20 protein-coding genes and 3 tRNA genes are annotated in these 21,840 nt (G+C 60.5%); 6 read left to right on the forward strand and 17 right to left on the reverse strand.

What is annotated here, in order from left to right; genetic code table 11:
- Positions 1-27: 27 nt before the first annotated feature.
- The 7 genes from lon to V3H56_RS17780 form a co-directional block, all read right to left on the reverse strand.
- A complete protein-coding gene (gene lon, locus V3H56_RS17750; protein WP_042727837.1) occupies positions 28-2,424 on the reverse strand; it encodes an endopeptidase La in 2,397 nt (798 codons plus the stop codon).
- A gap of 220 nt (positions 2,425-2,644) precedes the next feature.
- Complete coding sequence (gene clpX / locus V3H56_RS17755) at positions 2,645-3,928, reverse strand: ATP-dependent Clp protease ATP-binding subunit ClpX (protein ID WP_042727838.1); 1,284 nt, start codon at positions 3,926-3,928, stop codon at positions 2,645-2,647.
- 107 nt (positions 3,929-4,035) lie between these two features.
- Positions 4,036-4,677, reverse strand: coding sequence for an ATP-dependent Clp endopeptidase proteolytic subunit ClpP (gene clpP, locus V3H56_RS17760; RefSeq protein WP_003183177.1), 642 nt, complete (start codon positions 4,675-4,677; stop codon positions 4,036-4,038).
- Positions 4,678-4,769: 92 nt separating this feature from the next.
- The gene (gene tig, locus V3H56_RS17765; RefSeq protein ID WP_042727839.1) at positions 4,770-6,080 is read right to left on the reverse strand and encodes a trigger factor; all 1,311 of its coding nucleotides are present in this window, start codon (positions 6,078-6,080) and stop codon (positions 4,770-4,772) included.
- A 422-nt stretch (positions 6,081-6,502) separates the two neighbouring features.
- Positions 6,503-6,587, reverse strand: a tRNA-Leu gene (locus V3H56_RS17770).
- A 58-nt stretch (positions 6,588-6,645) separates the two neighbouring features.
- Positions 6,646-6,721 (reverse strand) — tRNA-His (locus V3H56_RS17775).
- Positions 6,722-6,762: 41 nt separating this feature from the next.
- Positions 6,763-6,839: transfer RNA gene (locus V3H56_RS17780), tRNA-Arg, on the reverse strand.
- Positions 6,840-7,120: 281 nt separating this feature from the next.
- On the opposite strand from V3H56_RS17780, the gene folD reads away from it, so the two are divergent.
- Together folD and pbpG are read left to right on the forward strand one after the other, a co-directional pair.
- Entirely contained in the window at positions 7,121-7,975 is an 855-nt protein-coding gene (gene folD, locus V3H56_RS17785; RefSeq protein ID WP_042727840.1) for a bifunctional methylenetetrahydrofolate dehydrogenase/methenyltetrahydrofolate cyclohydrolase FolD, read from the forward strand.
- A 308-nt stretch (positions 7,976-8,283) separates the two neighbouring features.
- Complete coding sequence (pbpG, locus tag V3H56_RS17790; protein ID WP_123579785.1) at positions 8,284-9,222, forward strand: D-alanyl-D-alanine endopeptidase; 939 nt, start codon at positions 8,284-8,286, stop codon at positions 9,220-9,222.
- An 82-nt stretch (positions 9,223-9,304) separates the two neighbouring features.
- Here the strand turns inward: pbpG and V3H56_RS17795 are convergent, their stop codons facing one another.
- The 4 genes from V3H56_RS17795 to V3H56_RS17810 all read right to left on the reverse strand — a co-directional run bounded on the left by V3H56_RS17795 (position 9,305) and on the right by V3H56_RS17810 (position 11,797).
- Positions 9,305-9,505, reverse strand: coding sequence for a DUF6021 family protein (locus tag V3H56_RS17795; RefSeq protein ID WP_338473702.1), 201 nt, complete (start codon positions 9,503-9,505; stop codon positions 9,305-9,307).
- A gap of 99 nt (positions 9,506-9,604) precedes the next feature.
- Positions 9,605-10,282 (reverse strand): PA2778 family cysteine peptidase, encoded by a 678-nt coding sequence (locus V3H56_RS17800; RefSeq protein WP_123579784.1) that lies wholly within the window; start codon positions 10,280-10,282, stop codon positions 9,605-9,607.
- 479 nt (positions 10,283-10,761) lie between these two features.
- Complete coding sequence (locus tag V3H56_RS17805; RefSeq protein WP_042727844.1) at positions 10,762-11,520, reverse strand: TerC family protein; 759 nt, start codon at positions 11,518-11,520, stop codon at positions 10,762-10,764.
- Between the two features lie 25 nt (positions 11,521-11,545).
- Positions 11,546-11,797 carry a hypothetical protein gene (locus V3H56_RS17810; protein ID WP_338473703.1) on the reverse strand — a complete coding sequence of 84 codons (252 nt, stop codon included), beginning with the start codon at positions 11,795-11,797 and terminating at the stop codon, positions 11,546-11,548.
- A gap of 137 nt (positions 11,798-11,934) precedes the next feature.
- On the opposite strand from V3H56_RS17810, the gene nhaR reads away from it, so the two are divergent.
- Positions 11,935-12,831 (forward strand): transcriptional activator NhaR, encoded by an 897-nt coding sequence (gene nhaR / locus V3H56_RS17815; RefSeq protein WP_042727846.1) that lies wholly within the window; start codon positions 11,935-11,937, stop codon positions 12,829-12,831.
- Here nhaR and V3H56_RS17820 read toward each other — a convergent pair.
- Positions 12,828-13,988 carry an MFS transporter gene (locus V3H56_RS17820; RefSeq protein ID WP_047739197.1) on the reverse strand — a complete coding sequence of 387 codons (1,161 nt, stop codon included), beginning with the start codon at positions 13,986-13,988 and terminating at the stop codon, positions 12,828-12,830. The genes nhaR and V3H56_RS17820 overlap by 4 nt on opposite strands.
- 277 nt (positions 13,989-14,265) lie before the next feature.
- On the opposite strand from V3H56_RS17820, the gene sstT reads away from it, so the two are divergent.
- On the forward strand, positions 14,266-15,495 hold the full coding sequence (gene sstT, locus V3H56_RS17825; protein WP_042727848.1) for a serine/threonine transporter SstT: 1,230 nt from the start codon (positions 14,266-14,268) through the stop codon (positions 15,493-15,495).
- 89 nt (positions 15,496-15,584) lie between these two features.
- Here sstT and V3H56_RS17830 read toward each other — a convergent pair whose 3' ends face one another.
- Positions 15,585-16,094: a DUF1993 domain-containing protein gene (locus V3H56_RS17830; protein WP_042727849.1), complete on the reverse strand. Its 510-nt coding sequence runs from the start codon at positions 16,092-16,094 to the stop codon at positions 15,585-15,587.
- A gap of 131 nt (positions 16,095-16,225) precedes the next feature.
- On the opposite strand from V3H56_RS17830, the gene V3H56_RS17835 reads away from it, so the two are divergent.
- Positions 16,226-16,873: a DUF480 domain-containing protein gene (locus V3H56_RS17835; RefSeq protein ID WP_338473704.1), complete on the forward strand. Its 648-nt coding sequence runs from the start codon at positions 16,226-16,228 to the stop codon at positions 16,871-16,873.
- Here the strand turns inward: V3H56_RS17835 and V3H56_RS17840 are convergent, their stop codons facing one another.
- The gene (locus V3H56_RS17840) at positions 16,874-17,692 is read right to left on the reverse strand and encodes a shikimate 5-dehydrogenase (RefSeq protein ID WP_123579783.1); all 819 of its coding nucleotides are present in this window, start codon (positions 17,690-17,692) and stop codon (positions 16,874-16,876) included.
- A gap of 178 nt (positions 17,693-17,870) precedes the next feature.
- Here V3H56_RS17840 and V3H56_RS17845 point away from each other — a divergent pair, with 178 nt between their 5' ends.
- On the forward strand, positions 17,871-18,221 hold the full coding sequence (locus V3H56_RS17845; protein WP_042727852.1) for a hypothetical protein: 351 nt from the start codon (positions 17,871-17,873) through the stop codon (positions 18,219-18,221).
- A 191-nt stretch (positions 18,222-18,412) separates the two neighbouring features.
- Here the strand turns inward: V3H56_RS17845 and V3H56_RS17850 are convergent, their stop codons facing one another.
- The 3 genes from V3H56_RS17850 to xth form a co-directional block, all read right to left on the reverse strand.
- Positions 18,413-19,930, reverse strand: coding sequence for a nucleobase:cation symporter-2 family protein (locus V3H56_RS17850; protein WP_053149672.1), 1,518 nt, complete (start codon positions 19,928-19,930; stop codon positions 18,413-18,415).
- Between the two features lie 141 nt (positions 19,931-20,071).
- Positions 20,072-20,890, reverse strand: coding sequence for an arylamine N-acetyltransferase (locus V3H56_RS17855; protein ID WP_042727854.1), 819 nt, complete (start codon positions 20,888-20,890; stop codon positions 20,072-20,074).
- A 100-nt stretch (positions 20,891-20,990) separates the two neighbouring features.
- Positions 20,991-21,785: an exodeoxyribonuclease III gene (xth, locus tag V3H56_RS17860; RefSeq protein WP_042727855.1), complete on the reverse strand. Its 795-nt coding sequence runs from the start codon at positions 21,783-21,785 to the stop codon at positions 20,991-20,993.
- Positions 21,786-21,840: the final 55 nt, after the last annotated feature.

Genomic DNA, 21,840 nt, shown 5'->3' on the forward strand with positions numbered 1-21,840 from the left:
CAAGGAAGCCCCCCAGGCAAATGCGTATTAATGCGTGCTAATTCTTTCCTTAGAGTCAGACTCGCGCTTTTCGTCCTTCGCGACTATCTCCGGAGCCACATCCGGCAAGGGCTCCGGCGCGTATTGCAGCGCAATTTGCAGGACCTCGTCAATCCATTTAACCGGTTTGATCTGAAGATCTTGCTTAATGTTGTCAGGAATTTCCTTCAGATCACGGACATTCTCTTCCGGAATGATCACGATCTTGATCCCGCCACGGTGTGCCGCCAGCAGTTTTTCTTTCAAGCCACCGATCGCCAGTACCTGGCCACGCAACGTGATTTCCCCCGTCATGGCCACGTCGGCGCGCACCGGAATCCCGGTCAAGGCCGACACCAGCGCCGTGCACATGCCCACGCCGGCGCTCGGGCCGTCCTTGGGGGTCGCCCCTTCAGGCATGTGGATATGGGTGTCGCGCTTCTCGTGGAAATCCAGGGGAATGCCCAGGCTGCGGGCACGGCTGCGCACCACCGTCAGCGCCGCGGTGATCGACTCGACCATCACGTCCCCCAAGGAACCGGTCTTGATCAGTTGACCCTTGCCCGGTACCACGGCTGCCTCGATGGTCAGCAATTCGCCACCGACCTGGGTCCAGGCCAGGCCGGTCACCTGGCCGATCTGGTCCTGCTGCTCGGCCAGGCCGTACTTGAATTTGCGCACACCCAGGAAGTGCTCCAGCAGGTCGGAAGTGACCTTGACCGCGAAGCGTTTTTCCAGCGCATGTTCCTTGACCGCCTTGCGGCAGACCTTGGCAATCTGGCGCTCCAGGCCCCGCACACCGGCTTCGCGGGTGTAGTAGCGAATGATGTCGCGGATCGCCTCTTCGTCGAACTCCAGCTCGCCTTTCTTCAGGCCGTTGGCCTGGATCTGCTTGGGCGAAAGGTACTTCACGGCGATGTTGATCTTCTCGTCCTCGGTGTAGCCCGGCAGACGAATCACCTCCATCCGGTCCAGCAAGGCTGGCGGGATATTCATGGAGTTGGAGGTGCAGAGGAACATCACGTCCGACAGGTCGTAGTCGACCTCCAGGTAGTGATCGTTGAAGTTATGGTTCTGCTCCGGATCGAGCACTTCGAGCAACGCAGAGGCCGGATCGCCGCGCATGTCGCTGCCCATCTTGTCGATTTCATCCAAAAGGAACAGAGGGTTGCGTACACCCACCTTCGTCATCTTTTGAATCAATCTTCCTGGCATCGAACCGATGTAAGTACGGCGATGACCACGGATTTCCGCTTCATCGCGCACGCCGCCGAGGGCCATGCGGACGAATTTACGGTTGGTGGCGTGGGCAATCGATTCCGCCAGGGACGTCTTACCCACCCCGGGAGGACCGACCAGGCACAGCACCGGGCCACGAATCTTTTTCACGCGTTTTTGCACGGCGAGGTATTCGAGGATACGTTCCTTGACCTCTTCGAGGCCGTAATGGTCGGCGTCGAGGATGTCCTCGGCACGCGCCAGGTCCAGCCGCACCTTGCTCTGGGCCTTCCACGGCACCTGGACCAGCCAATCGATGTAGGAACGCACCACGGTGGCTTCGGCAGACATCGGCGACATCTGCTTGAGCTTGTTCAGCTCGGCCTGGGCCTTGGCCAGGGCATCTTTTGGCAGCCCCGCGGCATCGATGCGTTTTTTCAGCTCTTCGATTTCGTTGTGGCCTTCGTCGCCATCGCCCAGCTCCTTCTGAATGGCCTTCATCTGCTCATTCAGGTAGTACTCGCGCTGGCTGCGCTCCATTTGCTTCTTGACGCGCCCGCGGATGCGTTTCTCGACCTGCAACAGGTCGATTTCGCCGTCGAGCAATGCCAGCACGTGTTCGACACGGGCCGACAGATCGATGATCTCGAGGATTTCCTGCTTCTGCTCGATCTTGAGGGCCATGTGGGCCGCCATCGTGTCGACCAGGCGTCCAGGTTCGTCGATGCTGTTCAGCGAAGACAGGACCTCGGCGGGCACCTTCTTGCCCAATTGCACATACTGTTCGAACTGGGACAGCAGGCTGCGGACAAACACCTCCGATTCACGCTCGGGCGCATCGACCTCTTCGATCAGCGACACTTCGGCACGGCAGTGCCCGTCCACTTCGCTGAAGCGCTCGACCGTACCGCGCTGCTCGCCCTCGACCAGGACCTTGACAGTGCCATCAGGCAGCTTGAGCAGTTGCAGAACCGTGGCGATCGTACCTACGCGATAGAGTGCGTCTTCGCCGGGATCGTCGTCGGCAGGGTTTCTCTGAGCCAGCAGGAGAATCTGCTTGTCGCCCGTCATCGCAGCCTCGAGGGCTTCGATAGACTTCTCGCGCCCCACGAACAGCGGGATAACCATGTGCGGATACACCACGACATCGCGCAATGGCAGGAGAGGCAATTCGATGGTTGTCTTCATGATTTCGCCTCTACGGCGGCCCTAGGGCCGGAAACAGATGGAAGTAAGCTTGAAACCAAGATGGGGGCAGCCTTGAAAAAAAACAAGCGCTAAGGCTGATGCCTGACGGTTAAAAGAAATAAAAGTCATGCACAACCCTATGTGGCGAGGGGATAAATCGCCTCGCCACATAAAAGCAAAGGGGCCCGAAGGCCCCTTCTTTGTTCCGGCAGCGGGACGCTTAGGCGTCCGGCGCGGCCTTGGCAGCCGGCTCACTGTTTTCGTAGATATACAGTGGCTTGGACTTGCCTTCTATGACGCTTTCATCGATCACGACTTTACTCACCTCAGACTGCGAGGGGATTTCATACATCGTGTCGAGCAAGACGCCCTCGAGGATCGAACGCAACCCACGGGCACCGGTCTTGCGCTCCAGGGCACGTCGGGCGACCGATTTCAGCGCGTCGGAACGGAACTCCAGGTCTACACCTTCCATTTCGAACAGCTTGGCGTATTGCTTGGTCAGGGCATTCTTCGGCTCGGTCAGAATCTGCATCAACGCCGCTTCATCCAACTCGTCCAGTGTCGCCAGGACCGGCAGACGACCGACGAATTCCGGGATCAGGCCGAACTTGACCAAATCGTCAGGCTCGACTTCACGCAGGGATTCACCAACCTTCTTGCCCTCTTCCTTGCTGCGCACTTCGGCGTTGAAACCGATGCCGCCGCGAGTGGAACGGTTCTGGATGACCTTTTCCAGGCCGGAGAACGCACCGCCGCAGATGAACAGGATGTTACGGGTGTCGACCTGCAGGAATTCCTGCTGCGGATGCTTGCGACCACCTTGGGGCGGTACGGAAGCGACCGTGCCTTCGATCAACTTGAGCAAGGCCTGTTGCACGCCCTCGCCGGAAACATCCCGGGTGATGGACGGGTTGTCGGACTTGCGGGAAATCTTGTCGATTTCATCGATGTAGACGATGCCCATCTGGGCCTTTTCCACATCGTAGTCACACTTTTGCAGCAACTTCTGAATGATGTTCTCGACATCCTCGCCAACATAACCCGCTTCGGTCAGCGTGGTTGCGTCAGCAATGGTGAACGGAACGTTCAGCAAGCGGGCCAGGGTTTCGGCAAGCAGGGTCTTACCCGAGCCTGTCGGGCCGATCAGCAGGATGTTGCTCTTGCCGAGTTCGACCTCGTCATTCTTCTTGTCACGCTGGTTCAGGCGCTTGTAGTGGTTGTACACCGCTACGGCCAGTACCTTTTTGGCACGTTCCTGACCAATCACATACTGATCAAGGATGCCGCTGATTTCTTTAGGCGAAGGCAATTTATGCGCGCTGCTTTCGGCCTGGGCTTCCTGCACCTCCTCGCGGATGATGTCATTGCACAGGTCGACGCACTCGTCGCAAATGAAGACCGAGGGGCCGGCAATCAATTTGCGTACTTCATGCTGGCTTTTGCCACAGAAGGAGCAATAAAGCAGTTTGCCGTTGTCCTCGCCGTTGCGGGTGTCAGTCATTCGATCGATCCAAATCCGATAGGCTTGCAACACAAGATGAAGGCAATTGCGGGCTTTTTCAAGCCCGCAGGCGGCCGGTCATCCCAACCACCTGCATTTTGAGCGGCTTAGGCAGGCATTTGACGCTTGTTGATCACCGAGTCGATCAGGCCGTACTCGGCGGCACGCTCGGCGCTCATGAAGTTGTCACGCTCGGTGTCACGCTCAATGGTTTCGAGGCTTTGGCCGGTGTGATGGGCCAGCAGCGAATTCAGGCGCGAACGGATGTGGAGGATTTCCTTGGCATGGATGTCGATGTCCGACGCCTGGCCCTGGAAACCGCCCAATGGCTGGTGAATCATCATGCGCGAGTTCGGCAGGCAGTGACGCTTGCCCGCTGCGCCACCGGCGAGCAGGAACGCGCCCATGCTGCAGGCCTGGCCGATGCAGATGGTGGAAACGTCCGGCTTGATGAACTGCATGGTGTCGTAGATCGACATACCCGCCGTCACCGACCCGCCAGGCGAGTTGATGTAGAGATGGATATCCTTGTCCGGGTTTTCCGCTTCAAGGAACAGCAGTTGCGCCGCGACCAGGTTGGCCATGTAGTCTTCAACGGGGCCGATCAGGAAAATGACGCGTTCCTTGAGCAGGCGCGAGTAGATGTCATAGGCACGTTCGCCACGGGCGGACTGCTCGATAACCATCGGGACCAGGCCGCCTGCGGCTTGGATGTCAGAGCTCTGCTGATAAAAAGAATTGCGGGACATGTCTCGCAGTCACTCCCAAATAGTTATGTCTTGAATACGCATAAGCCAGCACGAAGGCTGGCTTATGGTGTGTATTTCCTACCGCAAAACAATCAATCGGCTTGTGGAGCTTCCACCGGCTTGACCGCTTCTTCGTAAGAGACCGCTTTATCGGTCACGCTAGCTTTCTGCAGAACAGTATCCACAACTTGTTCTTCCAGCACAACCGAACGGACTTCGTTCAGTTGCTGCTCGTTCTTGTAGTACCAGGACACGACTTGCTCAGGCTCCTGATAAGCCGAGGCCATTTCCTGGATCAGCTCGCGAACGCGGGTTTCGTCAGGCTTGAGTTCGAACTGCTTGACCACTTCGGCAACGATCAGGCCCAGCACGACGCGGCGCTTGGCCTGCTCTTCGAACAGCTCGGCCGGCAGTTGGTCCGGCTTGATGTTGCCGCCGAACTGCTGGACGGCTTGCACGCGCAGACGGTTCACTTCGTTGTCCAGCAGAGCCTTTGGCACTTCGATCGGGTTGGAGGCCAGCAGACCGTCCATGACCTGGTTCTTGACCTTGGACTTGATGGCCTGGCGCAGCTCACGCTCCATGTTCTTGCGAACTTCGGCGCGGAAACCGTCAAGGCCGGTTTCCTTGATACCGAACTGGGCGAAGAACTCTTCGTTCAGCTCAGGCAGCTTCGGCTCGGAAACGCTGTTGACGGTCACGGTGAACTCGGCGGCCTTGCCGGCCAGGTCCAGGTTCTGGTAGTCCTCTGGGAAGGTCACGTTCAGCACGCGCTCTTCACCCGCCTTCGCACCGACCAGGCCATCTTCGAAGCCTGGGATCATGCGACCGGAGCCCAGCACCAGCTGGGTGGCCTTGGCGGAGCCGCCGGCGAAGACTTCACCGTCGACCTTGCCAACGAAATCGATGTTCAGCTGGTCTTCGTTCTGGGCAGCGCGATCGGCCACTTCGAAACGGGTGTTCTGCTTGCGCAGGATGTCCAGCATCTTGTCCAGGTCAGCATCCGACACATCGGCGCTCAGACGCTCGACGGCAATGGAGTCGAAACCGGCAACGGTGAACTCCGGGAACACTTCGAACGTTGCAACGAACTCCAGGTCCTTGCCCTTTTCCAGCACTTTAGGCTCGACGGACGGCGCGCCGGCCGGATTCAGCTTCTGCTCGACCACCGCTTCGTAGAAAGAAGACTGGATCACGTCGCCCACGGCTTCCTGGCGTGCATCAGCTTCGTAACGCTGACGGATCACGCTCATCGGCACTTTGCCTGGGCGGAAACCTGGGATTTTGGCCTTTTGGGCAGTCTGCTGCAGACGCTTGTTGACCTGAGTCTCGATGCGCTCAGCCGGCACGGTGATGCTCATGCGGCGCTCAAGAGCAGAAGTATTTTCAACAGAAACTTGCATGGATATTCCTCGTTGCACAGACGTTGGCCGGGCGTTTCCGACCCCAGAATCAAGGGCATGCATTCTAGTAGGTCAAACTCAAGAAGTCACCCTACTGAAAACGGGTAGGAAACAGGCGCCGAATTTAGGAGCGGGGCAAACGGTGATGCCTCGCACGAATTACAAATACAGCTGATCAGCCAAAGGCTCTGCACCAACGCTTCCTTTATATAGAAGCGCAGGCTCGACACACGCGACACCCAGCCCCACGAGGAGACCAACGGGCATCCTGCGCATCATCACGAAACACAATCGTGACCAACCTCCCCCTGCACACCACCCGAAAACGGCGCCAGCGGACAGGCACAGAAGCCCCGAAAACAAAAACGGCGCAGCCCTTTTCAGGTACTGCGCCGTTTTCTGCTATTAAATAGCGACTTGTATGGTGCGGACGGAGAGACTCGAACTCTCACACCTTGCGGCGCTGGAACCTAAATCCAGTGTGTCTACCAATTCCACCACATCCGCGTATCAAGCTTTTAAAGCAAAGGCGCCAGATGATTACATCTGGCGCCTTTCTAGAATATGGGGTGGACGATGGGGATCGAACCCACGACAACGGGAGTCACAATCCCGTGCTCTACCAACTGAGCTACGCCCACCATATTGCCTTGTTGCGTTACTTGTGCCAAAGCTGCCTAAATGGCGCACCCGGCAGGACTCGAACCTGCGACCATCCGCTTAGAAGGCGGATGCTCTATCCAGCTGAGCTACGGGCGCCTTTTTAATCTGTATTCTTGGACGATTACAAACTAAGTGCTTTCAGCTTTACCGAGTTGAAACAACCAACTCTGCGCCGCCTTCTTAACCAGTGCTAGGCTGTGCCCGACAAGTGCGACGAATGTTATAGACGGCCTGATAGGTCGTCAACTCTTTTTTAAAAAAAATTCATTTAATTAAAGGGGTTAGGGGAATTTGCAGACCAAGCGCCTTTGCCCTCACGTCCCGGCATGCGAGAATGCGTTCTCTTTTTTTCCCCTCTCGATGGTTAACCACGCGCAATGACTGCACAACTTATCGACGGCAAATCGATCGCCGCCAGCCTGCGCCAGCAGATCGCCCAACGAGTCACCGAGCGCCGCCAGCAAGGCCTGCGCACGCCCGGCCTTGCGGTGATCCTGGTCGGCAGCGATCCTGCCTCTCAGGTTTATGTCTCGCACAAGCGTAAAGACTGTGAAGAGGTCGGCTTCCTTTCCCAGGCCTACGACCTGCCTTCCGAAACCACTCAGCAAGCGTTGGCCGATTTGATCGACCGCTTGAACGAAGACCCGAACATCGACGGCGTGCTGCTCCAGTTGCCACTGCCTGAACACCTCGACGCCTCCCGGCTGCTGGAACGCATCCGTCCGGACAAGGACGTCGACGGCTTCCATCCTTATAACGTCGGCCGCCTGGCCCAACGCATCCCACTGCTGCGCCCCTGCACCCCCAAGGGCATCATGACGTTGCTGGAAAGCACCGGCGTGGATCTCTACGGCCTCGACGCCGTGGTGGTGGGCGCCTCCAACATCGTTGGCCGGCCGATGGCCATGGAACTGCTGCTGGCCGGCTGCACCGTCACCGTGACCCATCGCTTCACCAAGGACCTGGCCGGCCACGTCGGCCGTGCCGACCTGGTAGTGGTCGCCGCCGGCAAGCCTGGCCTGGTGAAGGGAGAGTGGATCAAGGAAGGGGCCATCGTCATCGACGTGGGCATCAACCGCCAGGAAGACGGCAAACTGGTAGGCGACGTGGTCTACGAGACCGCCCTGCCCCGCGCCGGCTGGATCACGCCAGTGCCCGGCGGTGTTGGCCCGATGACCCGCGCCTGCCTGTTGGAAAACACGTTGTACGCAGCAGAAACGCTGCACAGCTGATACACGTTAAAAAAACCTGTGGGAGCGAGCTTGCTCGCGATAGCGGTGTGTCAGTCAACTGGATGTTGGCTGGTTCATCGTTATCGCGAGCAAGCTCGCTCCCACAGATGTTTCTGGCGACGGATTTTGCCGCCAAATTACATATTTTTCAGATTCGTTTCGCCAAAATCCCCCTCCATGAAACTTTATTTATTCACAAGCCTCGGCGACACAGGCATGTAGCGCTGCTGTCGCCCATACTCCTAAAATGCGACGGTTTTTTAAAGCCGTTACTCAACGGCACCTTCAACTCCATCGAGTCTACTCGCGTGAAAATCCGTCTTTCGATCCTCAGCCTGCTCTTCGCTTTCACAGGCACCTTTATCACGCACACTGCCAGCGCACAGGAAACGATCGCGGCCCCACGGGACACCACCAAGCTGCAAGTTGCCTCGGGCAGCGCGCTGCTGCTGGACCTGCAGACGGACAAGGTGGTCTATTCGAATAACCCGGACGTGGTGGTCCCCATCGCATCGGTGACCAAGTTGATGACCGGCTTGATCGTGCTGGACGCCAAACAGAACCTCGACGAATACATTTCCATCACCATCGCCAACACCCCGGAAATGAAAGGGGTGTTTTCCCGGGTCAAGCTCAACAGCGAACTGTCGCGCCGGGACGTCCTGCTGATCGCCCTGATGTCATCGGAAAACCGCGCCGCCGCCAGCCTCGCCCACCATTACCCGGGCGGCTACGCCGCGTTCATCGCCGCCATGAACGCCAAGGCGAAGGCCCTAGGCATGACCAGCACCCACTACGTGGAACCCACGGGCCTGTCGATCCACAACGTTTCCACCGCGCGCGACCTGACCAAGTTGCTGATCGCCGCGCGCAAGTACCCGCTGTTGAGTGAACTGAGCACCACCAAGGAAAAGACCGTTACCTTCCGCAAGCCCGTCTATAGCCTCGGTTTTCGCAACACCGACCATTTGGTCCACAAGGCCAACTGGGATATTCAACTGACCAAGACAGGCTTCACCAACGAAGCCGGCCATTGCCTGGTGCTGGTCACGAAAATGGGTAATCGGCCAATGGCGCTGGTGATCCTCGATGCGTTTGGCAAGTACACGCACTTCGCCGACGCCAGTCGGATTCGCAGTTGGGTGGAAACCGGCAAAAGTGCGAGCGTGCCGGCGGTGGCGCTTCAATACAAGGCCGCCAAGAACCTAAAGAGCCGCCAGACCGGCGTGGTAGAAGCGTCCAAGTAATCTGTCCACGCCAGCCTGGACCCGTGGCGAGGGAGGCTTCAAACAGCCCGGCGCAAGCCAACCCTTGCCACGACCTGCCGGTTCAGGGTTTCAGATCGCCCAATGGGTCGTAGGCCCGGGATTGCGCCTTATCCCGCTTTTCCTTGTCCAGCGGCGCCTTGGCCGGGCCGACCGGATCGACCTGAGGATCATCGAGGTCTGGCGAATCCGGGTCGAAACCCAGGTCATCACCGGACGAATGATCTGACGAATGTGGGCCCGTAGGTGTTTTCGACTGTGCCATCGCTGCCTCCTCAAATCATGGCCGGGAACGTCCCGACCCTGACGGTAAGAGCCTCAGGCGTGCCGGGTCGTGCCCGGCAAGTGACGAACGGGGCCGCCATCAATGTGCGGCATTCAGCGTCTGGGTGGCCCGCGCAGCGGCTTGTTCCTGCCCCGCCCCGGCCAACTCCTGCGCCGCCTTCAACCAGCGCTGGGCGTCGACATTGGCCGGCAGCTGGGTCGGCCGCTGAACCAGCACCGCCCAGGCGCCTGCGTTCTGGTAGTCCGATTCGAAAGCGCCGAAGCTCATCGTTTCACGGCGATTCATGCCGGCTCGCAACAGGACCGTCTGCTTCTGACGGTTGTAGCCGGCCAGGATCCCATACCGTAGCTCAGGCCAGAACGGTGTACCCGCGTTATAGCGCACCAGGACCGGGTAGCCGGCGGCGACCTGTTCCAGCAACGCAGGCAACTGGGCACGCAGTGGATACACCACGAATCCGTACTGGCGCGCCAGGGTTTGCATGTTCTGCTGCAAATCAGCCTCGCCGCCCGGCAGGTGCAAGGGTTTTTCCAGCAACCCAGGCGTGATCACCGTGCCTTGGAACGTCAACAGCGCCGCCAGGGATTGCGGCGCGCCCTGATACATCTCGCCTCGGTAAAACGGCACGCTGTTGAGCTCCACCCGCTCAGGCAGGCTCCGGATCCGGGGCGACACATCGCTCGCGCAACCCGCCAGGGTAGCCAGGCAAACCGTCGCCAGGACCAGTGATCGAAAAGAGGGAATGAGCGGCAACATGAAGACTCTCTTGTTCAGGCACCCGACGTTAGAGCCGGGCTGGGGCTGTCGATCATAAAGCGCCCATGGGCCAGGGTATAGCCTTAAACAGCAGTCCCCATGGCTGGATAGAACGAACCGGTCCGTTCTGGCCGCCACCGATCGACTGCCTGAAACACTGCATGGACTAGACTGTCCATTGAACTGAGTGCGTTGTCCCGGAACGGGATAAAAGGAGGCACAGATGAGCCTGACGACGACAATTCTGATGCTGATATTTGGCTGGCTGAGTGTGGCGACCGCCATGTTGTGGGGTGTGCTTCGCATCGCTCGACGCCACCATCACGCGCCGTCCGTCCAACCGAAAAAAACCGCAGGACCCGCCCGGCGCCACGCTGCGGCACACTGACGTTTCTTTCCCATACATCGCGATCACGCCCACGCAGAGGTGGAAACGAGCCGCCCGGACCTGAGTCCGGGCGGTTTGCATGCGCCTGGAATCAGGCGTTGTCGGTCAAGGTCTTATGCGCCCTCTGCTTGGCGCGGCGGGACATCATGTTCAACACTTCGATGGCGGCCGAGAAAGCCATGGCGGCGTAGATGTAGCCTTTAGGCACATGGGCACCAAAACCTTCGGCGATCAGCGTCATGCCGATCATGATCAGGAAGCCCAGGGCCAACATGACCACCGTCGGGTTGTCATTGATGAACTTGGCGAGCGGTTCAGCCGCCAGCAGCATCACCAGCACCGAAACCACGACGGCGATGATCATGATCGGCAGATGCTCGGTCATGCCCACGGCAGTGATGATGCTGTCGATGGAGAACACCAGGTCCAGCATCAGGATCTGACCGATCGCGGCAGCAAAACCCAGGGTCACACCGGACGACGCGGTCTTGGGATCGTGGGGCGCCGGGTCCATGCTGTGATGGATTTCGGTGGTGGCTTTCCACAACAGGAACAGGCCACCGGCGATCAGGATCATGTCTTTCCAGGAGAACGCCTGGCCCAGGATCTCAATGACAGGTTCGGTCAATTGCACAATGAAGGCGATGGTGCTCAACAGGCCCAGGCGCAGGATCAGCGCCATGCCGATACCGATTCGCCGTGCCTTGGTACGGTGCTGCACAGGCAGCTTGTTGGTCAGGATCGAAATGAAGATCAGGTTATCGATGCCGAGCACGATCTCCATCACGACCAATGTTGCCAAGGCGATCCACGCGGTGGGGCTGGCGGCGAGCTGTAAAAGATAATCCATGAGTCAGTCCTGGCTGATGTGCGGGTTAAAGGGTCTTGGTCGAGGTTTCGGGTTCTTCGGCGTCGTCCGCCGGCTTTTTGCCGGGGGTGATCAACCCACCGCTGGCTTCGCTGAGGGCCTGTTCGGCGGCCTTGTGGGTATCGTCGATGGCCTGCTTAGCCGTTTCTGCGGCCTGCCCCATCAGTTGCTGGGCGCTTTTTTCGGCTTGCTCGCAACCTGCCAGCGCCATGGAAGCTGTAACGAGCATCGCGGCAAGACCCAAGGATTTATAGCTCATGAATGAATGCCTCTTTAGAAATACCAAGCGCACGAAAGGTGGCCCTCCAATGGCAGGGCATTCTAGAGGCGACAACACTTCAGGAAAATTCGTATTTTTAGCGGTTATACTTCGTTTTTTACGAACTATGTGACCCCATGCTCAATTACCGACAATTGCATTACTTCTGGGTCGTGGCAAAAACCGGCAGCATCGTACGCGCCTGTGAACAGTTGAACCTGACACCGCAAACCATCAGCGGCCAGATCGCCCTGTTCGAACAGACCTATAACCTCAAGTTGTTTCGTCGTGTCGGGCGGCAGTTGGAACTGACCGAAGCCGGCCGCCAGACGCTCCCCTATGCCGAACACATGTTCCAGATTGGCGGGGAATTGGAGTTGATGCTGCGGGCCCAGCCCAACGAACAGCAGACGCTGTTTCGGGTGGGCGTGGCGGACGTGGTGCCCAAGTCCATCGTCTATCGTCTGCTGGCACCGACCATGGAGCTTGCCGAAGCGCTGCGTATCACCTGCCGCGAGGACAAGCTCGAACGCTTGCTGGCGGACCTGGCGATCCAGCGCTTGGACCTGGTGATTTCCGACAGCCCGATGCCAACCCACCTGGACATCAAGGGCTACAGCCAGAAGCTGGGCGAGTGCGGCATCAGTTTCTTCGCCACCGCCGCGCTGACCGAACGCTACGGGCAGGATTTCCCCCACGGCCTGCATGACGCCCCGCTGCTGATTCCCGGGCCGGAAACCGTGGTGCGCAGCCGCCTGCAACGTTGGTTCGCCGAACAACAGATCCAGCCGCGCATCGTCGGCGAGTTCGACGACAGCGCCCTGATGCAGGCCTTCGGTCAATCAGGCAGCGGGATTTTCATCGGCCCGAGCGTGATCGCCGAAGAGGTCAAGCGCCAGTACGGCGTCGAGGTGATCGGCCAGACCGATGCGGTCAGCGAATCCTTCTACGCCATTTCGGTGGAGCGCAAAGTCAGCCACCCGGGCATCGTCGCGATCGCAGAAGGCGCGCGGCGCGAACTGTTCAGCGCCTAGCCGTTGGAGCACACGGCGCGGGGCTTGAAGGTCATCAGCAGCATGGCCAGCAGAATCGAGACCAGGATAAACCCGGCCGCGGCAAAACCCACCTTGCCCAGGCCGAGGGTATCAATGACCCGGCCACCGACCATTGCCCCCAGGCCAATCCCCAGGTTGGCCCCGGCGATGTTCAACGATGCTGCAAAGGCCGGGGCTTGCGGCGCGGCCTTCATCAACCGGACATGGCTGACCAAGAACAGCGCCGCCTGGGTCACGCCCCAGATGCCCATCGCCGCCGCCAGGCCGAGGGTCGAGTGGATGCTCGGCACCAGCGCCACCATGCCGCCGATCATGAACAGGCAGAACACCATCGAGGCGATCAACGGGTGCCGGTCTACCGCCCGCCCGCCCAGGGAGTTGCCCACCAGGCCCACCGCGCCGAAGCCCATCAGGCACCAGCCCACCAGCGTGCCATCGAAGCCGGCGAGGCGTTCGAGGATGTCCGCCAGGTAGGTGTAGGCGGTGAACATGCCGCTGAAGACCAGGATCGACAGCAGCACATGCCCTTGCATCAATGGGCTGCGCAGGATCTTGAATTGCGAGCGAAAGCTCACCTGATGCTGGTGCAGGTTGGTTTTCGGCAGATAGATGAACAGCAGCAAGGCCTTGGCGAAGGCAATCACCGACAGGATCGCGAAGGCGCTGCGCCAGCCGAATGCATCGGAAATCAGCGTACCCACCGGAATGCCGAATACCGTGGCGCAGACGATGCCGAAACCGATCCGGGCGATGGCACGCCCGGCGTGCTCCGGCCCGACGATGTCCACCGCCGTTTCACTGGCCAGCGCCCAGAACACTGGCAGGCCCAGGGCCGGCAGCAACCGGGCAATGGCCATCACCCAGATGTTGGGAGCAAACGTCGCCAGCAGGTTGGCCAGGCCGAACATGACCAGCACGCTGATAAACAGCTTGCGCCGCTCGAAGCGAGCGAACCAGGCGGTCAGGAACGGCCCGAACGCCGCCACGGTAAACGCGAACAACGTCACCAGCAGCCCGGCCTGGGGGATGCTCACCTCCAGATCACGGGCAATGGATGGCAACAGGCCAACGATGACGAACTCCGTGGTCAGCACGGTGAACCCGGCGGCCGACAACAGGAAAATCGGTAACAACATGCAAACTCCAGCAAAACGACGACACCAGCGGTAGCCCAAGGGCTCGCTGGCGGAGATAGAAAGTGAGAGGGGCACAGCCTAACAGAATGCGTCCGAGAGAAAAACGCAGTTGAACCGCGCAGTGACGGATCGTCACAGGTCCGTCAGACTTTTCGGCGGGCTGTGATAAAGTCCGCGGCCTGCAAACGCCGTCTTTCCCCCGGTCCGCTCATGTGGCCTGCCCGCTTGTTGCCCTGACGCGTCGACCGTCGCACACAATAAAACCAGAGATGCCGCTATGACTGCTTCGTCCCCGTCCGTTTTCCAACGCCTCACGCGCACCAGCCTGGTGACGCAAATCATCATCGGCCTGATCGCCGGTATCGTCCTGGCATGGCTGGCGCCCGAGCTGGCGAAATCCACCGCCTTCATTGGCAAGGTCTTCGTCTCCGCGCTCAAGGCCGTGGCGCCGATCCTGGTGTTCGTGCTGGTCATGGCGTCGATCGCCAACCACAAGCATGGCCAGGAAACCCACATCCGGCCGATCCTGTTCCTCTACCTGCTGGGCACGTTCGCCGCGGCCGTGGTTGCCGTGGTGGCCAGCACGCTGTTTCCGTCCAGCCTGGTGCTGTCGAGCCAGGATGTTGCCGTCACCGCTCCCGGCGGCATCGCCGAAGTATTGCAAAGCCTGGCGCTCAGCGTGGTGGACAACCCGGTCCGGGCACTGATGGACGGTAACTTCATCGGCATCCTCGCCTGGGCCATCGGCATGGGCATCGCCATTCGTCATGCCGGCGAAACCACGCGCACCGTGCTCGACGACCTGTCCAACGGCGTAACAGTGATCGTGCGCCTGGTGATTCGCTTCGCCCCGCTGGGGATTTTCGGCCTGGTGGCTTCGACCCTGGCCACGTCCGGCTTTGGCGCCCTGCTCGGCTACCTGCACCTGCTGACCGTGCTGATCGGCTGCATGCTGTTCGTGGCCCTGGTGGTGAACCCGCTCATCGTCTTCTGGAAGCTGCGTCGCAATCCGTTCCCGCTGGTGTTCACCTGCCTGCGCGAGAGCGGCATCACGGCGTTCTTTACCCGCAGTTCGGCGGCGAACATCCCGGTGAACCTGGAGTTGAGCAAGCGCCTGGGCCTGCACGAGGACACCTATTCGGTGTCGATCCCGCTGGGTGCGACCATCAACATGGCCGGTGCTGCCATCACCATCACCGTACTGACCCTCGCCGCCGTACACACCCTGGGCATTGCGGTGGATGTGCCGACCGCCGTGCTGTTGAGCGTCGTCGCGGCCATTTGCGCCTGCGGTGCTTCCGGCGTGGCGGGCGGTTCGCTGCTGCTGATTCCCCTGGCGTGCAGCCTGTTCGGCATTCCCAGCGAAATCGCCATGCAAGTGGTTGCGGTGGGGTTCATCATCGGCGTGCTGCAGGATTCGGCCGAGACGGCGTTGAATTCGTCCACCGATGTGCTGTTCACCGCAGCGGCTTGCCTGGGTGAGGAAGAGAAGCTCGCGCGCGCTTAGGTAGGGATGGGGCCTCCCCGACGTAACAAGCCAGCACAAAAAAGCCCGGAACGGTTCACACCGTTCCGGGCTTTTTCATGGCCGCGAGTTTAGAACGCGCCCATGTAGTCGCGCTTGCCCACTTCCACACCGTTATGGCGCAGCAAGGCGTAGGCGGTGGTGACGTGGAAGAAGAACTGCGGCAGGCCGTAGGTCAGCAAGTAGTTCTGGCCGCTGAAGCGCTTTTCCTTCGGGGTGCCTGGGCGAGTGACAATCTCGATGCCTTCCTTGCCATCGATCTGCGCGGGGCTGATGCCGTCGACGAAGGCCAGGACCTTGGCGATCAGGGCTTGCAGCTCGGCGAAGGTGGTTTCGCTGTCGTCATACTTCGGCACTTCGATCTCGGCCAGGCGCGCGGAAACGCCCTTGGCGAAGTCCACTGCGATCTGAACCTGGCGCACCAGGGGAAACATGTCCGGGTACAGGCGCGCCTGCAGGAAGGCTTGAGGGTCGATGTTCTTTGCGGTGGCGTGGGCTTCAGCCTTGTTCAGGACGTCGCTCAAGGCGTTGAGCATCTGCTTGAAAACCGGGATGGAAGCGGCGTACAGGGAAATGGTCATGGCGATCTCTTGCAGGTGGCTGGAATGGAGCGAATCAAACGGAGGCGATTATAGCCACGGCTTGTTGCATCGCTTGTCTTTTATTGCGCAAGGATTAGGCTAGGCGGCTTCCACAGCATAGGGAACGCGCGATGAGCATCGAAGAACAAAACCAGGCCGAAGAACCACGGCTCACCAGCACGGAAATCCGCATCCTCGGCGCGCTGGTCGAGAAACAGGCGACCAACCCCGAGACCTACCCGCTGACCCTCAATGCCCTGGTCCTGGCCTGCAACCAGAAGACCAGCCGTGAACCGGTGATGAACCTCAACCCGGGCCAGGTCGGCCAGAGCCTGCGGGCGCTGGAAGGCCGCGGTTTCACCAGGCTGGTCATGGGCAGCCGCGCCGACCGCTGGGAGCACCGGATCGACAAGGCCCTGGAGCTGGTCCCGGCCCAGGTGATCCTGATGGGCCTGCTGTTTCTGCGCGGCCCGCAAACGGTCAACGAGCTGCTGACCCGCAGCGCTCGCATGCACGACTTCGAAGACACCGAACAAGTGGTGCATCAACTGGAGCGCCTGATTGCCCGTGGCCTGGCGCTGCTGGTGCCACGTCAGGCCGGCCAGCGCGAAGACCGCTACGTACACGCCATGGGCGACCCGGCGGACATCGAAGCGATTCTCGCCGCCCGCCACCAGCCCGCCGAGCGTCATGCGGCGGGCGGGGTGTCGCTGGAACGCATCGAAGAGCTCGAGGCGCGGATCGCGGCACTGGAAGAGCGCCTGGCAAGGCTGGAGTGATCAGGACCGGGCGAAGGCCACGGCTTTTTCAAACTGCTCAAGGTTGGGCCGCACCCCGGTATACAGCACGAATTGCTCCAGGGCCTGGAGCGCAATCACTTCCAGCCCGGTGATGACCCGCTTGCCTTCGGCCCGGGCGCGCACGATCAGCGGCGTTTCCGAGGGGATTGCCACCACATCGAACACGGTCTCGGCGGCGGCGATGGCCTCGGGGTCGAACGCCAACTGGTCGGCCTCCGGGCCGCCGGTCATGCCGATCGGCGTGACGTTGACCAGCATCTGCGGCCGCAGGCCACCCAGTTCGGCCTGCCATTCGTAGCCCAGGGATTCGGCCAGCGCCCTGCCGGCGGTTTCATTACGGGCCACGATCAACCCCTTCTTGTAGCCGCCGTCGCGCAAGGCACTGGCCACAGCCTTGGCCATGCCGCCGCTGCCGCGCAGGGCGAAGGTCGAATCCTTGGGTACGGCGTGGGTCTGAAGCAATTGCTCAACGGCGATGTAATCGGTGTTATAGGCCTTCAAATGGCCATTGGTGTTGACGATGGTGTTGATGGACTGAATCGCCGCCGCAGAAGGGTCCAGCTCATCGACCAGCGCGATGCAGGCTTCCTTGAACGGCATCGACACTCCACAGCCGCGAATACCCAGCGCGCGAATCCCGCCCACCGCACCAGGCAAGTCCTGGCTGCTGAACGCCTTGTAATAGAAGTTCAGGCCCAGTTGCTCATAGAGATGGTTGTGGAAGCGCAAGCCGAAGTTGCCGGGCCGCCCCGACAGGGACATGCACAACTGGGTGTCTTTGTTGGGATTGATCTGCATGCGGTTCTCCTTGCATTCACTTTCAGACAGACGGGATCACTGCCCCGGCCGACCTTACACAATATTTACCCAACGGCGTTGTGAATCCTGAGAAAATTGCTGTCATAGCCAGTAACCCCGCGACCCTCATCGGGTCTGCTACAGACCACAGGCGACGGGGCCGGAACGAGGAACAGCCATGAAACGTAAACTTCCCATCATCGCCCTGCTCGTGGGGGCACTCGCGGTCACCGGCCAGGCTAGCGCACATGGTCGTGGTGGTTGGGAGGGGCCCGCAGTGTTCGGCGCAATCGTCGGTTCGGCCATCGTTGGCTCGGCCATCATCAACCGTGACCGGCCGGTGTATGTGCAGCAACCGGTCTATGTCCAACCGCAGCCGGTCTATGTGCAGCAGCCACCCCCCGTCTACTACCAACCCCAGCCGGTGTATGTAGAGCAACCCATCTACTATCGCCCAGCGCCGGTGTATTACGGGCCACCACGTGGCTATTACTACGGCCCACCTCGCGGTCATTACGGCCGCTGGTAACCCAATTTTTGTGACAAAAAAACCAGCCTGTGACCGCGCGTCACAGGCTGGTTTTTCAGTTATGGCGCAAAAAAGCAGCGTGATGTGGGAGCGAGCTTGCTCGCGAATGCAGTGAGCCTGTCACATCTTCATCACCAGACAAGCAGCCTTCGCGAGCAAGCTCGCTCCCACAGGTCAGTGCCGTTTATGGGTCAGACGTGCTCGCTGCTTTTCTGGCGCACCGGAGCCTGTTCGACTGGGTGGGACGGTTCGGCCACCACCGGGATTTCGTTGCCATCGCAGTCGTGCAGCTTGCCATCGCTGAAGTAATCACCTTCGCGCAGCGCCGCCAGGTCCTGGTAACGCAACACCCGCTCGGTACCCGCGGCGAAGACCGACTGCTGGTCGGAGTTGCCCGTGGTGAAGTGGTTGAACGCCAGGTTCAGCACGATCGCCATGATGGCCGAGGAACTGATGCCCGAATGGAAGATGGTCGCGAACCAGCTCGGGAAATGATCGTAGAAGTTCGGGGCCGCGATGGGAATCATGCCGAAGCCAATGGAGGTGGCAACGATGATCAGGTTGACGTTGTTGCGATAGTCGACTTTCGACAGCGTACGAATGCCACTGGCCGCCACGGTGCCGAACAGCACGATACCGGCACCGCCGAGGACCGAGGTCGGCACCGCTGCGATGACCCGCCCCATGAACGGCAGCAGGCCAAGCACCACCAGGAACACCCCGCCGGTCGCGACGACGAAGCGGCTCTTGATCCCGGTCACCGCCACCAGCCCGACGTTCTGGGCGAAGGCGCTCTGGGTGAAAGAGCCGAAAATCGGCGCGATCATGCTCGATAGCATGTCTGCCCGCAAGCCGTTGCCCAGGCGTCGGGAGTCGACCTTGGTGTCGATGATCTCACCCACCGCCAGGATGTCGGCGGAGGTTTCCACCAGGGTTACCATGATCACGATGCACATCGACAGGATCGCAGCGATGTGGAAGGTCGGCATGCCAAAGTGGAACGGAGTCGGGAAGCCGAACATCGGGCCCTGGCTGACCGCGGAAAAGTCCGCCATGCCGAGGAACACCGCAATCACGGTGCCGATGACCATCGCCAACAGAATCGACAGGCGCGAGATGGTGGCGCTGCCCATTTTGCTCAGCAGCAACACCAGCACCAGGGTCACCGCCGCCAGGCCGATGTTGGCCAGGCTGCCGAAATCGGCGGCGTGGCTGTTGCCCCCCATCGCCCAACGCGCCGCCACCGGCATCAGGGTCAGGCCGATGGTGGTGATCACGATGCCGGTGACCAGCGGCGGAAAGAACCGGGTGATGCGCGAAAACACCGGCGTAATCAGTAAACCGATCAGCGAGGCGGCGATCACCGCGCCGAGAATGGCTTGAAAGCCGCCCTCACCGCCGCTGCCGACAATCGCCACCATGGTCGCGACCCCCGAGAACGACACGCCTTGCACCAGCGGCAACTGGCAACCGAAGAACGGCAGGCCGAGGGTCTGCAACAGCGTCGCCAAGCCCCCCGCGAACAACGACGCGGCAATCAGCAGGCCGATGTCCGCCGGCGACAGCCCGGCCGCCTGGCCGATGATCAACGGCACGGCGACGATGCCACCGTACATGGTCAACACATGTTGCAGGCCGTAGGCCATATTCGCGCCGACACCAAGGTTCTCGTCCTCGGGCCGTGGAAGTGAAACATGGGGCGTTTTCATGGTTCGGGGGTTCCCTGTTTTTTGTTATGCGCACACTGTATTCAAAACTTAGGACAAATGTCCATAGAGTTGTATACAACTTACCAGTCGCATCATGGACAGAGAGTCAGCGCCAGGATCAGGCGCTCCCCACTGCCCTGCTCAGAGCAACCCCATCACAGCCGGACGCAAGAGGTCCCGGGGCGGCAGTCGCAGGTCGAACTCGGTTTCCAGCAGCGCCATCAATTCATCGGCATCGGCGATCACGCGTCGCTCGCTCTCCTGCCCTATCCGGTGCACGGCATAGCTATTGCCGTTCAGGGTCTTGCGCAAACCGTCACCGGTGCGGGCCACCATCAGGCGCCCCATGAACGGCGAGTCCGGGTGACTGCACACGTACCAGTTGCCGACGGTGTAGTCGATGTCTTCCTGGCGTTGCAGGTCGAACAGGTACATCGGTCGCCATTCGTCACCGACCTTGGCACGCAACAGGTAGCCGTCCTCGTGCACGTCGATGCGGTACGGTTCATGGGGGGTGAATTGGCTGTCCCGGCTGTCCAGCAGCAGCGGCGCGGTGGGCACCATGCCGCCAAAGCCGACGTCGGTGATGTAGCGCACACCGTCGAACGTCACCAGGCTCAGACGATGGGTGCGCGCAGGCCAGGCACCCTCCGGAGCGTTCATCACCACCCGTCCGGTGATGCTCCGGGCTTCAAAGCCCAATGCCTGTAACAAGGCCAGGAACAGTTGGTTGAGCTCGTAGCAATAGCCACCACGGCCTTGCTCGAAGACCTTTCGCTCAACCGATTCGAGGTCGATGGCCACCGGCTGGCGCAGCAATGTCGAGATCGTTTCGAAAGGGAATTGGGCGGTGTGGCGTCTTTGAAGTTGCCCTAGCGTCTCGAGCGTTGGGGCGGGCGGCGTGTCGAAACCCAGGCGCCGCAGATAGCGGGCCGTATCGCTCAGTTGTGCACGACTCATGACGGTGTCCTTTACCGGTCTGGCGCAGCGCTACCAGACAGCGCGCTGCGGATGGCGCCAGGTATAAGCCATTACCCGTCGGGTGACAACGCTTCGCTGCTCAGCGCCGCTTGCGCGAAGCCAGGCGGATCCAGGTGGGCGCATGGTCGCTGGGGTGTTCCTCGTTCCGGACCCAGGCATCCACGCCCGCCTCGCTCAGGTAAGGACTGGCCACCGGGTTGAGCAGCAAGTGATCGATGCGCAGTCCGGAGTTTTTCTGCCAGTGCTGGCGGAAATAATCCCAGAAGGTGTAGATCCGCTCGTCCGGGTATAGGTGGCGCAACGAATCGGTCCACCCCTGGTCCAGCAGACGCTGGTAGCACTCGCGGCTCTGCGGTTGCAGCAACGCGTCCTTGAGCCAAGAGCGCGGGTTGTAGATGTCCAGGTCGGTGGGCACCACATTGTAGTCGCCGGCCAGCACCACCGGGTGATCGCTGGCCTGAAGCCCTTGGGCGTACTCGATCAGCCGCTCGAACCAGGCCAGCTTGTACTCGAACTTCGGCCCTGGCTGCGGGTTGCCGTTGGGCAGGTAGAGACACCCCACCAGCACGCCGTGCACCGCGGCCTCCAGGTAGCGGCTGTGGCTGTCGCCTTCGCCACCGGGCAGGCCGCGACGGCTCTCCAGCGGCTGCGCATCACGGGCGAGAATCGCCACGCCGTTCCACGACGCCTGACCGTGCCAGATCGATCCATAGCCCACCGACTCGATCTCCGCCGCCGGAAAGTCCTTGTCGAGCGCCTTGAGTTCCTGCAGGCAGACGACATCCGGCTTCTCTCGCTCCAGCCATTGCAACAGGTTCGGCAGCCGCGCCCGGATGCCATTGATATTGAAGGTCGCGATACGCAGGTTTTTCATGGGCCAACACTCGAAAGACCGGGACACTGGCTGTGACCGGCGACAGCGCCCGGTG

This window comes from Pseudomonas sp. MS646, from assembly GCF_036693845.1.
Taxonomy (GTDB): Bacteria; Pseudomonadota; Gammaproteobacteria; order Pseudomonadales; family Pseudomonadaceae; genus Aquipseudomonas; species Aquipseudomonas chlororaphis_E.